At 66.1% G+C, this 12,298-nt stretch carries 12 protein-coding genes; 7 read left to right on the top strand and 5 right to left on the bottom strand.

Going from position 1 to position 12,298, the window contains the following annotated elements:
• Positions 1-7 precede the first annotated feature (7 nt).
• The gene (gene hflX / locus I6F36_RS06090; RefSeq protein WP_225125413.1) at positions 8-1,390 is read left to right on the top strand and encodes a GTPase HflX; all 1,383 of its coding nucleotides are present in this window, start codon (positions 8-10) and stop codon (positions 1,388-1,390) included.
• 18 nt (positions 1,391-1,408) lie between these two features.
• On the opposite strand, the gene mazG is transcribed toward hflX, so the two are convergent.
• Positions 1,409-2,254, bottom strand: a complete 846-nt coding sequence (gene mazG, locus I6F36_RS06085) for a nucleoside triphosphate pyrophosphohydrolase (protein ID WP_225125412.1) — start codon at positions 2,252-2,254, stop codon at positions 1,409-1,411.
• A gap of 127 nt (positions 2,255-2,381) precedes the next feature.
• On the opposite strand from mazG, the gene queC reads away from it, so the two are divergent.
• Entirely contained in the window at positions 2,382-3,095 is a 714-nt protein-coding gene (gene queC / locus I6F36_RS06080; RefSeq protein ID WP_225125410.1) for a 7-cyano-7-deazaguanine synthase QueC, read from the top strand.
• A gap of 109 nt (positions 3,096-3,204) precedes the next feature.
• On the opposite strand, the gene I6F36_RS06075 is transcribed toward queC, so the two are convergent.
• From I6F36_RS06075 to nthA, 3 genes are read right to left on the bottom strand one after another with little or no spacing between them, the layout of a single operon-like run.
• A complete protein-coding gene (locus tag I6F36_RS06075) occupies positions 3,205-3,582 on the bottom strand; it encodes a nitrile hydratase accessory protein (protein WP_036028031.1) in 378 nt (125 codons plus the stop codon).
• Positions 3,582-4,241 carry a nitrile hydratase subunit beta gene (nthB, locus tag I6F36_RS06070; protein WP_057029182.1) on the bottom strand — a complete coding sequence of 220 codons (660 nt, stop codon included), beginning with the start codon at positions 4,239-4,241 and terminating at the stop codon, positions 3,582-3,584. Before nthB ends, I6F36_RS06075 begins: the two co-directional genes overlap by 1 nt.
• Positions 4,238-4,870, bottom strand: coding sequence for a nitrile hydratase subunit alpha (gene nthA / locus I6F36_RS06065; RefSeq protein ID WP_035999337.1), 633 nt, complete (start codon positions 4,868-4,870; stop codon positions 4,238-4,240). Before nthA ends, nthB begins: the two co-directional genes overlap by 4 nt.
• 118 nt (positions 4,871-4,988) lie before the next feature.
• Between nthA and I6F36_RS06060 the strand changes: the two genes are divergently transcribed.
• From I6F36_RS06060 to I6F36_RS06050, 3 genes are all read left to right on the top strand, one after another.
• Positions 4,989-5,795 carry an enoyl-CoA hydratase/isomerase family protein gene (locus tag I6F36_RS06060; RefSeq protein ID WP_225125408.1) on the top strand — a complete coding sequence of 269 codons (807 nt, stop codon included), beginning with the start codon at positions 4,989-4,991 and terminating at the stop codon, positions 5,793-5,795.
• A 225-nt stretch (positions 5,796-6,020) separates the two neighbouring features.
• Positions 6,021-7,160, top strand: coding sequence for a methionine ABC transporter ATP-binding protein (locus I6F36_RS06055; protein ID WP_225171120.1), 1,140 nt, complete (start codon positions 6,021-6,023; stop codon positions 7,158-7,160).
• Entirely contained in the window at positions 7,150-7,815 is a 666-nt protein-coding gene (locus I6F36_RS06050) for a methionine ABC transporter permease (RefSeq protein ID WP_057029183.1), read from the top strand. Before I6F36_RS06055 ends, I6F36_RS06050 begins: the two co-directional genes overlap by 11 nt.
• 6 nt (positions 7,816-7,821) lie before the next feature.
• On the opposite strand, the gene I6F36_RS06045 is transcribed toward I6F36_RS06050, so the two are convergent.
• Positions 7,822-8,811 (bottom strand): helix-turn-helix domain-containing protein, encoded by a 990-nt coding sequence (locus tag I6F36_RS06045; RefSeq protein WP_225171119.1) that lies wholly within the window; start codon positions 8,809-8,811, stop codon positions 7,822-7,824.
• A 183-nt stretch (positions 8,812-8,994) separates the two neighbouring features.
• Between I6F36_RS06045 and I6F36_RS06040 the strand changes: the two genes are divergently transcribed.
• Positions 8,995-10,185: a serine hydrolase gene (locus I6F36_RS06040; RefSeq protein ID WP_225171118.1), complete on the top strand. Its 1,191-nt coding sequence runs from the start codon at positions 8,995-8,997 to the stop codon at positions 10,183-10,185.
• Between the two features lie 15 nt (positions 10,186-10,200).
• Complete coding sequence (locus I6F36_RS06035) at positions 10,201-12,189, top strand: primary-amine oxidase (protein WP_225171117.1); 1,989 nt, start codon at positions 10,201-10,203, stop codon at positions 12,187-12,189.
• Positions 12,190-12,298: the final 109 nt, after the last annotated feature.

Here is a 12,298-nt window from a genome sequence, read left to right as displayed (position 1 = left end):
GACCTGATTGGAACCCCGGAATTTCGACGGGGATGCCGACCGTCCGCGGTCGGCAGGGGCTACGCAGACGGGGCGGGTGCTTGTCATCGGCCCCTACTTGCGCGTGCGCGCGGGCAGCGCCGACGCGCAATCGGAGACTCATGCTTTGCGCGATACCGAGGCCCGGCTCGATGAAGCCGCGGGCCTCGCACGTGCGATCGATCTCGTCATTGCCGATGCCATCGTCGCGCCGGTCAGCCAGATCCGCCCCGCGACCTATATCGGCAAAGGCAAGGTCGAGGAGATCGCCGGGCTGATCAAGACCCTCGAGGTCGAGCTCGTGGTGATGGATTGCGCATTGTCGCCGATCCAGCAGCGCAATCTCGAAAAGGAATGGCATGCCAAGGTGCTCGACCGCACCGGGCTCATTCTCGAAATCTTCGGCCGCCGCGCCAAGACCCGGGAAGGCTCGCTGCAGGTCGAGCTTGCGCATCTCAACTACCAGCGTTCGCGCCTGGTGCGCTCCTGGACCCATCTCGAACGCCAGCGCGGCGGTTTCGGCTTCATGGGCGGCCCCGGCGAGACGCAGATCGAGGCCGACCGCCGCCTGATCCAGGAGCGCATCTCCAAGCTGGAGAGCGAGCTGAAAAAGGTGCAGGCGACGCGGCGTCTGCATCGCGCCGGCCGTCAACGCGTGCCGTATCGTGTCGTCGCGCTGGTCGGCTACACCAATGCCGGCAAGTCGACGCTGTTCAATCGCCTGACCCGCGCCGACGTGCAGGCGGCCGACATGTTGTTTGCGACGCTCGATCCCACCTTGCGGGCGCTCAACCTGCCGCATGGCGGCAAGGCGATGCTCTCGGATACCGTCGGCTTCATCTCCAACCTGCCGACGCAGCTCGTCGCCGCCTTCCGCGCCACGCTGGAGGAGGTGCTGGAAGCCGATGTCATCCTGCATGTCCGCGACATCTCGCATGAAGATGCCGAGGCGCAGCAGAGCGACGTCGATGCGGTGCTGCGCCAGCTCGGCATCAACCCTGATGATTCCGGCCGCATCATCGAGGTCTGGAACAAGATCGACCGTTTCGACCCCGAGCAACGCGAAGAGCTGCTCAACATCGTCGCGCGCAGGCCGGAGGATCATCCGGCGATGCTGGTCTCAGCCGTGTCGGGCGAGGGCGTCGACGCTCTGCTCGCCGCGATCGAGCAGCGGCTCGCGGCGAAACGGACAACGCTCGATCTCTCCATCGACGCCGCAGACGGCGCCGGCATCAGCTGGCTGCACCGCAATGCCGAGGTGCTGTCGAAGGAGCTGCACGAGGGCCGCTTCGACATGACCGTGCGGGTGGACGAGACCAAGCGGGATATCGTGGTGAACAGGTTCGACGCCGTGCCACATCTGCCGGCGTGAGGCCGGCGCGCATCTGGACTACGCGGTTCGCGTCTCCGAAGTCACCTTCGTCTCCACTTTCGCGGCATTCCACAGCGCATCCATCTCCGCCAGCGACGCCTGCTCGAGCGTCCGACCCTGCGCCTCCAGTGCCCGCTCGATATAGGCAAAACGGCGCTCGAATTTTGCATTCGTCGCGCGGAGCGCAGCCTCCGGATCGGCATCGACATGGCGGGCGAGGTTGACGAGGGCGAACATGAGGTCGCCGGTCTCTTCCGCAATCTCCTGCTTGTCGTTGCGGTCCAATGCCGCCTCGATCTCGTCGACCTCCTCGCGGATCTTGTGCAGCACCGCGCGCGGGTCGTTCCAGTCGAAGCCGACGGTGGAGGCCTTGCGCTGCAGCTCCATCGCACGCGTCAGCGCGGGCTGGCCGGCCTTCACGCCCGAGAGCAGCGACTTGTGCGTCGGCGCCTCCTCCGGCGGCCGGCGCGCGGCGCGTTCGGCTTTCTCCTCCGCCTTGATGCGGTCCCAGACTTCCTTGACGTGGGAGGAGGCGAGATTGCCGTCCTTGTCGGCGAAGACGTGGGGATGACGGCGGATCATCTTGCGGGTGATGGCCAGGACCACGTCACCAAAATTGAACGCGTTCTGCTCAGAAGCCATCTGGGCGTGGAACACCACCTGGAGCAGGAGATCGCCAAGCTCCTCTCTGAGATCGTCGAGATCGCCGCGGGTGATGGCGTCGACCACCTCATAGGCTTCCTCGATCGTGTAGGGCGCGATCGTCGAAAAATCCTGCTCGAGGTCCCAGGGGCAGCCGGTCACCGGCGTGCGCAGCGCCGCCATGATCTCAATCAGGCGGGAAATGTCGCGGGAAGGGGTCATTGCCGGGCAGTCTCCTGGGATCCAGAGCCTTATGCCAAAAGCGGGCCTCCGATCCCAGCACAAGGCGGCGGAACTGGCCGATTTCCACCGATTGGCGGGCAAGTCGTGCGATGCTAAAGCGCGGGCCATGAGTGATGCATTTTCCTCACAAACCGCGCTGGTGCTGTTCTCCGGCGGCCAGGATTCCACCACCTGCCTCGCCTGGGCGCTGAGCCGCTTCGCCCGCGTGGAGACGCTGGGGTTCGAGTACGGCCAGCGCCACGCCATCGAGCTTGCCTGCCGCGACCGCCTGCTCGACGGCATCAAGGGCCTGCGCGCCGATTGGGCCGCAAGGCTCGGCGAGAGCCACACGCTGTCGATCCCGACGCTGGCGGCCGTCTCCGAGACGGCGCTGACCTGCGACGTCGCGATCGCGATGGGCGCGGACGGCCTGCCGAACACCTTCGTGCCGGGCCGCAACCTCGTGTTCCTGACCTTTGCGGCGGCGCTGGCCTACCGGCGCGGCATCAGCCACATCGTCGGCGGCATGTGCGAGACCGATTATTCCGGCTATCCCGATTGCCGTGACGAGACCGTCCGCGCCATGCAGGCCGCGCTCTCGCTCGGCATGGCCAAGCAGTTCGAGCTGCACACGCCACTGATGTGGATCGACAAGGCCGCGACCTGGCGGCTCGCGCATGACCTCGGCGGCGACGGCCTCGTCGATCTCATCCGCGAGCACTCCCACACCTGTTATCTCGGCGAACGCGGCGCACGGCACGATTGGGGCTACGGCTGCGGCGAGTGCCCGGCCTGCAGTTTGCGGGCGAAGGGGTGGAACGAGTACGTGGCGGGACGGTAAGCTCGCTCTGTCGTCATTGCCAGGAGCCCTTGCGACGAAGCAATCGAGACTGCCACTGCGGAGGGATTCTGGATTGCTTCGCTGCGCTCGCAATAACGAGAGGCAACAGCTAACCAAAATCCTCCGGCCTGAGCTCGATCGGCTTGCCGTGCGGCGTGCGATCGGCGGCGTGGTCCCACGCATTCCGATAGCGGTGCAGCGTCTCCATCGACGCGACGCCCTTGCGGGCGACGAGGCCCTCCAGCGTGGCGAGCCAGTGCAGATAGTAGGTCTCGCCGGTATCAGGGTCGCCGGCGGCCTGGGCGCGCTTGATCTCGTCTGCGAGTGCTGCGGCCCATTCCGGCCAGGTGAATACGCCGCGCTCGTGCAGGCTCAAGGCCATCGCGAAGGCATGCGCCTCCCAGGGCGCTCGGAACACCGGGCCGTCGTCGTCGCACGGAATGCTCGGGATCGCCGCCGTCGCGGCGGCCGCAAGCGCGCTGCTCATCACGCCGGATCCAGATAGGGCTCGAACGCGTCGATCGAGACCTTCAGCGTGGGATCGCCGTCCTCGCCCCAGAGATCGCGGCCCTCGAACACCACGGTGTAGAGCCATTGCGGGTTCTCCCCGCGCTCCATCGCCGCCGTGTCAGGAAACACGTGACAGCCATGGTTCAGCTCGACCACGCCGACATGGCCACGGACATAGCGCGGCAGCCGCGTGTGCGTGGCTGGATGAATATTCCTGGCGCGGACGCGATCGCCGATGTTGAATTTCGCCGGAGCCGGGGCAGGGCGGCCGAACTTGCCGCGCACCATCACGCGCTCGACATTGGCGCGGTCGAACTTGCCGTGCTTGAGCGCCTTTGCAGGCTGCATCGCATGGCCGGCAGCGACCTCCTCGCGGGTGAGATAGCCCTTGTCGATCAGCATCTCCTCGAGCCCGAGAAACCATTTCTTGTAATAAGAGCTCGAGAGATAGACGTGCGGCGGCAAGGTCTCGCGATAGAAGCGCGAGGTGTCGATGTTGAAGGCGCCGGCCGCGCCCATCGCGCGCACCATGGCCAGCACGCGCGACTCCCATTCCTCGTGAAACATCGGCTCGTTCGGCTCAGGCTCGACCTTGCCGAACCCGTCCATGCCGCCCATGTCGTGCACGCCGTTCACGACGGTGCGCCCGGCGTCTTGGGGAAACCGGTGCCGATCATGGAGTCGCGCGTCACGAGCTCGGCGAGCTGCTCCTCGCTCCAGCCTTCCGTGCCCGCGGGGCGCATCGGCAGCACCAGGAAGCGCGTCTCGGCGGTGGAATCCCACACCCGGATCTCGGTGTCCTTCGGCAGCGCGACGCCGAAATCGGCGAGCACGCCGCGCGGGTCCTTCACCGCGCGCGAGCGGTAGGGCGCGGCCTTGTACCAGACCGGCGGCAGCCCGAGCATTTCCCAGGGGTAGCAGGAGCACAGTGTGCACACGACCATGTTGTGCCGCTCGGGCGTGTTCTCGACCACGACGAGATGATCGCCGACGCGGCTGACATGGCCGAGCGTGCCGATCGCCTTGGAGCCGTCCTGCAGCAGCGCCGTCTTGAACGCCGGATCGGTCCAGGCTTTGGCGACCACGCGCGCGCCATTGTGCGGGCCGATCTTGGTCTCATAGGCCTGGATGATAGCGTCGAGCGCAGCCGGCTCGACATAGCCTTTTTCGGTCAGGATCGTCTCGAGCGCGCGCACGCGCAGCTCGGTCTCGGACAGCTCGGAATGATCGTGATCGTGGTGATGATGGTCGTGATCTTGGCTCATGCGGCGGAAGATAGGCGCAATGGCTAGGGGCTGTCGAGGGCTCGTTGCAGTGCAGTCCTGGCACGTATGCGTGAGGGCAGTTGTGCGCTAGCATCCCGCAAACATCGTGGAGATGATGGTGACCGACTACGTGAAGATCGAGAAGGGTCTCGGGCCGGAGGGGCGGATCGCGGTCGTGCGCTTCGACCGCGGCGACGGCATCAACGCGCTCTCGCCGGAGGCGCTGCGCCAGCTCACGGCGGCCGCGCGCAGCTTCGAGGACGATGCAGCGACCTCGGTCGTTGTGCTGACCGGCAGCTCGGGCGCCTTCAGCGCCGGCTTCGATCTCAAGGACGCTGAGGGACGCTCGCGCAAGGAGATGGACCTCGGCGCGCTGCGGCGGCACCTCAAGCTCGGGCCGCGCCTGACGCACGTCTGGCAAGAGATGGAACAGATCACCATCGCCGCGATCGAAGGCTTTTGCGTCGGCGGCGGCGTCGCCCTCGCGGTGGCGCTCGATTTCCGGGTGATGGGGCGCGATGCGCATCTGCGCGTGCCCGAGATCGGGCTCGGCATGAATATGAGCTGGCAGAGCATCCCGCGCATGCTGCATCTGATTGGGCCGGCCCGCACCAAGCAGGCGGTGATCCTAGCCGACCAGCGTATCAGCGCGGACGAGGCCTATGAATGGGGGCTCGTCGAGCAGGTGGCGGATCCCGGCCATGCGCTCGATGCCGCCATGGAGCTTGCCCGCAAGGTTGCCGCGCAGCCGCCGCTGTCCGTCGCCATGACCAAGCTGACCGTCAACCGGCTCGCGCATGCGCTGGACGACCTTGCGAGCCACATGGATGTCGATCAGTTCGCGCTCGCCAGCCTCAGCGAGGACCACAAGGAGGGCGTGGAGGCGTTCCTGACGCGCCGCAAGCCGCGGTTCCGGGGTCGGTGATCACAGCGCCGATAGTCGGCGGATAATCTTCTCCGCCTGGAGGCGATCGGGAAAACTTCCTCCAAGTCCTCCCAAATATCTGAGATTGCAAGGAAGACCAGAAAGAGCGAAGGTGCGTGCTGCGGTGCAGCGCGCTCGATTGAGCCCTCGTCGCCATTCTCACCCCGTCGCAGACGCGACCGGTTCCCATGTGCCCTGGGCATCTGGGTGACCGAGCTATCGTGCATGAAGGCCATCTCCATGAATGCCCGCCAATCGCTCGCGATCGGACGACCGATCGAAACGATCGAAGCGATTTCACCCGCGCTCGCCGTGCCGCACGCGATGGTCCGTTTCGCCGGCATCTCCAAGACCTATCCGGCCTATCGCGGCAAGCCCGGCGTCAACGCGCTGCAAGACATCGACTTCGCCATTCCGCGCGGCTCCGTCACCGGCGTGATCGGCCGCTCCGGCGCCGGCAAGTCGAGCCTCGTCCGGCTGATCAACGGCCTGGAGAAGCCGACCACGGGCCGCGTGATCGTCGACGGCCGCGATATCTCGGCCTTGGCCGGCCGCGAGCTGCGGCTGGCGCAGCGCTCGATCGGCATGATCTTCCAGCATTTCAACCTGCTGTCCTCGCGCACCGCGGCCGACAACATCGCGCTGCCGCTGGAGATCGCCGGTTGGACCAAGACCGACATCAAGGCCCGCGTCGCCGAGCTGCTCGCGCTGGTCGGCATCGCCGACAAGCACGACCGCTATCCTTCCGAACTGTCCGGCGGCCAGAAGCAGCGCGTCGGCATCGCCCGCGCGCTGGCGACGCGGCCAAGCGTGCTGCTGTCGGACGAGGCGACCTCGGCACTCGATCCGCAGACCACGCGCGCGATCCTCGATCTGCTTGCGAACATCAACCGCGAGCTCGGCGTGACCATCGTGCTGATCACGCATGAGATGTCCGTGGTGCGCCAGCTCGCCAAGGAGGTGGTGGTATTGGACGCCGGCCGCGTCGTCGAGAGTGGTCACGTCGCCGACATCTTCACGCAGCCAAGACATCCGATCACGCAGTCCTTCCTGGCCGAGGTGATCGGCGACAGCCTGCCGGTCTCGCTGGAGAGCCGAATCGTTTCGAAGCAGCCTGCCGGCGGGCAGGCCGTGATCCGGATCCAGGTGCGCGGGGCAGGGGCGGGCGACACCGTGGTGGCCCGGCTCGCGCGCGAGCTCGGGCTCGACGTCGCGCTGCTGTCTGCGCGCATCGACGAGATCGGCGGCCAGCATGTCGGCTCGCTCACGCTCGGCATTCCCGGCGGCGAGGACGCGGTGACGCGGACGCTCGCCTGGCTCTCTCAGTATCAATTCTCGGCGGAGCGTCTCGGCTATGTCGCCTGAACTCATCAACCTGATCGTCCAGGCTACCTTCGAAAGCCTGTACATGGTCGGCATCGCGGCGCTGCTCGGCACCGCCTTCGGCCTGCCGCTCGGCGTGTTCCTGGCCACCAGCCGCAAAGGCGAGCTGTTCGCGGCGCCCATCGTCAATCGCGTGCTCGGCATCGTCGTCAATGCGACGCGCTCGACGCCCTTCATCATCCTCGTCGTCGCCATCATCCCGTTCACGCGCCTCGTTGCCGGCACCTCGATCGGCTCGACCGCCGCTATCGTGCCGCTGACCATCGCCTCGACGCCGTTCATCGCGCGCCTCGTCGAGGCTGCGATCCGCGAGGTCGACGGCGGCCTGATCGAGACCGCGTCCTCGTTCGGCGCTTCGCCCCTTCAGATCGTGCTCAAGGTCCTGATCCCGGAGGCGCTGCCCGGCCTGCTGCTGGCGCTGACGCTCGCAGTGGTCAGCCTGCTCGGCTATTCCGCGATGGTCGGCGCAGTCGGCGGCGGCGGCCTTGGCGATCTCGGCATCCGCTACGGCTATCAGCGCTTCATGCCGGAGATGATGCTGGCCGTCGTGGTCGTGCTGATCGCACTGGTGCAGATAGTCCAGAGCGCCGGCGATTACCTGGCGCGCCGGGTCAACCGCCGGCTGCGGCATCGCTGAATCCGATCAGGCGGCACACCTCGCGCGACGCAGCGTCTGCGAGGGCAGCTCGCCGAAGTGACGCTTGTAGTCGAGCGAGAACTGGCTGAAGTGCCAGAATCCGTGCAGCACCGCGACGTCGTAGACCGAGGTCTCGTTGCCGCCGGCGCCCTTGAGATCGCGCCGCACACGGTTCAGTCGCATCGCGCGCCAATAGTGCATCGGGCTCGTGCCCAAAACCTCCTGGAAGCAATAGCCGAGCTTGCGCGGGCTGGCGCCGACGGCCTTGCAGACCTCCAGCAGCGAGAGCGAGCGATCGCCCCTGCCATGCATCAGCTCGCGGGCACGATCCACGGTTCGCTTCCGAGCCGCCGCACTGCGGCCGGGATCGCTCGGACGTGCGGTCGGCAGCATGTCCATGATTTCGACGAGGAGGGCGTCTTCCAGGGCCTGCCTCGCCGCCGGATCGTTGAACGTTGCCGGAGCGGTCGTGATCGTCGCTTGAATGGCGGCCAGATGCGCCCGCAGCCGCGCGACCGGCGCTTCCGCCATTTCGATCACCTGCAGCCGGTGCCAGGCGGTGCGCGGCAGCTCGATGTCGAGCCGGGCGGCGAGCTCTGCGATCAACACCGTGCTGGCAACGACGCCGCGCAGCTCGAAGGCCTTCGGGGTACACATGTCGATCTCGGCGTCGATGCTGGCGAGGACGCGGGCGCCGCTGGCACCGGTCCCGTTGAAGCTGAGCTCGCCGTCGCCGTGCCAGGGCAGGCCGATGCCAAAACTGTCGGCGCCAAGCTGGCCATATTGGCGGACCTGCTGGCTGGTGATCTCGCAGAACACCTCCAGCCGCGGCAAGGAGAGTTGCGTGAAACTGCCCCGGAACGCGCCGGCGCTGATCTGATCGTAGCTCAGCCGCCAGCGGCCGAGGCTTGCGCAATGCTCATCGACATCCGTGCTGTTCGCCTGGAGCAGGCCCGCAGCCGAGTCCAGAATCGGAAGATTTGCCGTTAAGGCCATGGCGGTACGTCGAAAATCCTTGAGCCGAGCAGCGAGCAGGAACCACGCCAGACTGGCACGGCCAGAGACGCTGTCCAGCAAAATATTGCTGGATCTCGATAACGCCTGACAGCGCCGCGGTGCAGGCTTCCGTCCTGCCGTTCCGACATCGCTGCCGGGACGGCGCTTCGCGGAGGGAGCGAGATGCGATCGACCGATGTCATGCGCGGCAGCCCGCCCGTACCCGAGGCTCAGGTGACGCGCGGCAATTGGCGCAGCTTTCCCGCGATCCGCTGGGGTTTTACCCACACCCGCGAAGTGCTGCCGACCGCAGAGATTCGCCGCTCCGCCCGGCCGACGCCAATGAGAAGCGCCCCGCGCGAACTGGCAAAGCTCGGCTTCACCGGGCCTGATGGCAAAGCGACCACGATCGAATGCGCGCTGCGCGAAACCTTTGCCGATACGCTCCTCGTCATGCACCAGGGCACGCTGATCCACGAATGGTATGGTGACGGCATGAGCGCGACCACGCCGCATCTGATCTGCTCAATCAGCAAGGCGATCGCTGGCACGCTCGGCGGCGTGCTGGCCGCGCGCGGCCTGGTCGATCCGGAGGCGAAGGTGCTGCGCTACGTGCCGGAGCTGGAGACATCGGTCTACGCCGGCTGCACCGTCCGTAACCTGCTCGACATGGCTGTCGCCATCAAGTTCGAGGAGGATTATGAGGACCCCGCCGGCGACGTCGCGCGCTATCGGTTCTCCTCGGGTTGGGACGTGCCGCCGCCAGGCGTCGAGCCCAGCCATCAGCGCGCTTATCTGACGACGCTGCGCGGCACGGGTAAGCCGCACGGCAAGGTGTTCCACTACGTCTCGCCCAATACCGAGGTGCTCGGCTGGGTGTATGAACGCGCCTGCGGGAAGCCCTACCATCTTATTCTCTCCGAGTTTCTCTGGCAGCCGATGGGCGCGGAGGAGGACGGCTCTCTCACTCTCGATAGCCACGGCATGGGCCGCATCGCCGGCGGCATCTCGGTCTCCGCGCGCGATCTCGTCCGCTTCGGCGAGATGATCCGCTGCCGCGGTGTCGTCGAGGGCCGGCAGGTGGTGCCGGGCTGGTGGATCGACGACATCCGCGAGAACGGTGATCCCAAGGCGTGGGCCGATGGCGACCTCGCCGAGTTCTTCCCGGGCGCGCGCTACCGCAGCAAATGGTTCACCATCGATCCTTCGCGCAACGCGCTCACCGCGATCGGCATTCACGGCCAGCACCTCTATGTCGACCTCGACTCCGACACCGTCATCGTCAAGCTCGCAACACAGCCCAAGGCGATGGACGTGTCGATCGACCAGCGCTGGTTTGCTGCCTTCCGCGCCATCACCGCACATCTCGCCTGATATTTGGACGTCCTCATGCTTGAAACCACCAAAGCCCAACCGCGAGCGCAGACCGCGACACCGCATCCGCTCGATCCGCTGACGGCCGACGAGATCACCGCGGCTTGCGCTTTGGTGCGGGCGGCGGCCACCTCAGCGGCGAACTGCCGTTTCCCGACGGTGCGGCTGGAGGAGCCGACCAAGCAGGAGCTGGCTTCAGGCGAGGTGGGGCGCCGCGCCTTCGCGTTGACGCTCGACGTCGCCACAGGCGAGGCCATCGAGCATATCGTCGACCTCGGCCGCGGCGAGATCGTCGGCCGCAAGGTCGTGCCGAACCGCGAGGCGCCCTATGGGCAGCCGCCGGTGATGCTGGAAGAGTTGTTCAAGTGCGATGCCGTGGTGAAGGCCGATCCCGCTTGGCGGGCGGCGATGGTTCGGCGCGGGCTGACCGACAAGGACATCGAGCTGGTCCAGGTCGACCCGTTCTCCTCCGGATTCTTCGACAAGGAGTTCGAGCGCGGCGCCCGCATTGTCCGGGCCGTCAGCTATTTTCGCGAGCATCTCCAGGACAACGGCTACGCCCATCCGATCGAGGGCGTGGTCGCTGTGGTCGACCTCATCGGGCGCAAGATCATCGAGCTCACGGATGAAGATCCGATCGTGCCGATTCCGCGCAAGAAACGGAATTACGGCGCGCATGAGGTGCCAAACCCGCGCACCGACATCAAGCCGCTGCATATCGAGCAGCCGGATGGGCCGAGCTTCAAGGTCGACGGTTGGAAAGTCGACTGGCAAAAATGGAGCTTCCGCGTGGGCTTCACGCCGCGCGAGGGCCTCGTGCTGCATCAGCTCGCCTACCAGGACGGCGCGCGTAAGCGGTCGCTGATCCGCCGCGCCAGCGTTACCGAGATGGTGGTGCCTTACGCCGATCCGACCGCTAGCCACTTCTGGAAGTCGGCCTTCGATGCCGGCGAATACGGGCTCGGCATGCTCGCCAACGCGCTGGAGCTGGGCTGCGACTGCCTCGGCAACATCCACTATTTCGACGTGCCTGCCGCCGACAACAAGGGCGAGCCCTTCGTCATGCAGAACGCGATCTGCATGCATGAGGAGGATTACGGGATTGCCTGGAAGCACTACGAGTTTCGCAACGGCCTGTTCGAGGTGCGGAGATCCCGGCGGCTCGTGATCTCGTTCTTCGCCACCGTCGGCAATTACGATTACGGCTTCTACTGGTATCTCTATCAGGACGGCACGATTCAGCTGGAGACGAAACTCACCGGCATCATCCAGACTGCCGCGGTGCGGCCGGGCGAAAAGTACCGATGGGGCGGCATGGTCGACGATAATCTCGGCGGCCCCACGCACCAGCACTTCTTCAACGTCCGCCTGCATATGGATCTCGACGGCGGCGGTAACACGGTGACGGAGCACGAGTTCGTGCCGCGGCCCTGGGGCGACGACAATCCGCACGGCAACGTGTTCGACACCACCACGCGCGTGCTGTCGCGCGAGCGCGACGCCGCAGCGGTCGCCAATGGCGAGACCGGCCGATTCTGGAAGATCAGTAATCCGAACGAGATCAACTCGGTCGGCGGTGCACCGGCCTACAAGCTCGTCGTCAATCCCAGCCCGCTGATGCTGGCCCAGGAGGGTAGTTACGTGCGCAAGCGCGGCGGCTTTGCCACAAGGCATATCTGGGTGACTGCATTCGATCCGGCCGAGAAATATGCCAGCGGCGACTATCCCAACGTTCACGCCGGCGGTGACGGCCTGCCGCGCTATGCCGCGCAGAATCGCAATATCGAGAATGCCGACATCGTGGTGTGGCACTCCTTCGGCCACACCCATGTCTGCAAGCCCGAAGACTTCCCGATCATGCCGGTGGAATATGCCGGCTTCGTGTTGAAGCCAACCGGATTCTTTGCGGCGAATGCGGCTGGCGACCTTCCGCCGGACCGCAACAGCCGCAGCGTGCTGGCTGGCGAGAAGAGCACGACCTGTTGTCACGCGGACCGGACGTGACCTTCATCCGCTCCCACCCCTGGCTTTGGTCGCAACACTGATTGCGCGACGCGGCCGTCGCACGCGGTCGGGTCCTGACACACTGACAGAAACATTCTAGAAGCATTCC

It is taken from the genome of Bradyrhizobium sp. BRP19 (genome assembly GCF_020194195.1).
GTDB classification, from domain to species: Bacteria; Pseudomonadota; Alphaproteobacteria; order Rhizobiales; family Xanthobacteraceae; genus Bradyrhizobium; species Bradyrhizobium yuanmingense.
The sequence above is the reverse complement of the archived record's forward strand: the minus strand, read 5'-3'. Positions and strand labels throughout refer to the sequence as shown.

Bases quoted from the DNA above. Each gene is read 5' to 3' on its own strand.
- mazG (WP_225125412.1), bottom strand. From the start codon at position 2,254: ATGACCCCTTCCCGCGACATTTCCCGCCTGATTGAGATCATGGCGGCG.
- queC (WP_225125410.1), top strand. From the start codon at position 2,382: ATGAGTGATGCATTTTCCTCACAAACCGCGCTGGTGCTGTTCTCCGGC.
- I6F36_RS06075 (WP_036028031.1), bottom strand. From the start codon at position 3,582: ATGAGCAGCGCGCTTGCGGCCGCCGCGACGGCGGCGATCCCGAGCATT.
- nthA (WP_035999337.1), bottom strand. From the start codon at position 4,870: ATGAGCCAAGATCACGACCATCATCACCACGATCACGATCATTCCGAG.
- I6F36_RS06055 (WP_225171120.1), top strand. From the start codon at position 6,021: ATGAAGGCCATCTCCATGAATGCCCGCCAATCGCTCGCGATCGGACGA.
- I6F36_RS06050 (WP_057029183.1), top strand. From the start codon at position 7,150: ATGTCGCCTGAACTCATCAACCTGATCGTCCAGGCTACCTTCGAAAGC.
- I6F36_RS06045 (WP_225171119.1), bottom strand. From the start codon at position 8,811: ATGGCCTTAACGGCAAATCTTCCGATTCTGGACTCGGCTGCGGGCCTG.
- I6F36_RS06040 (WP_225171118.1), top strand. From the start codon at position 8,995: ATGCGATCGACCGATGTCATGCGCGGCAGCCCGCCCGTACCCGAGGCT.
- I6F36_RS06035 (WP_225171117.1), top strand. From the start codon at position 10,201: ATGCTTGAAACCACCAAAGCCCAACCGCGAGCGCAGACCGCGACACCG.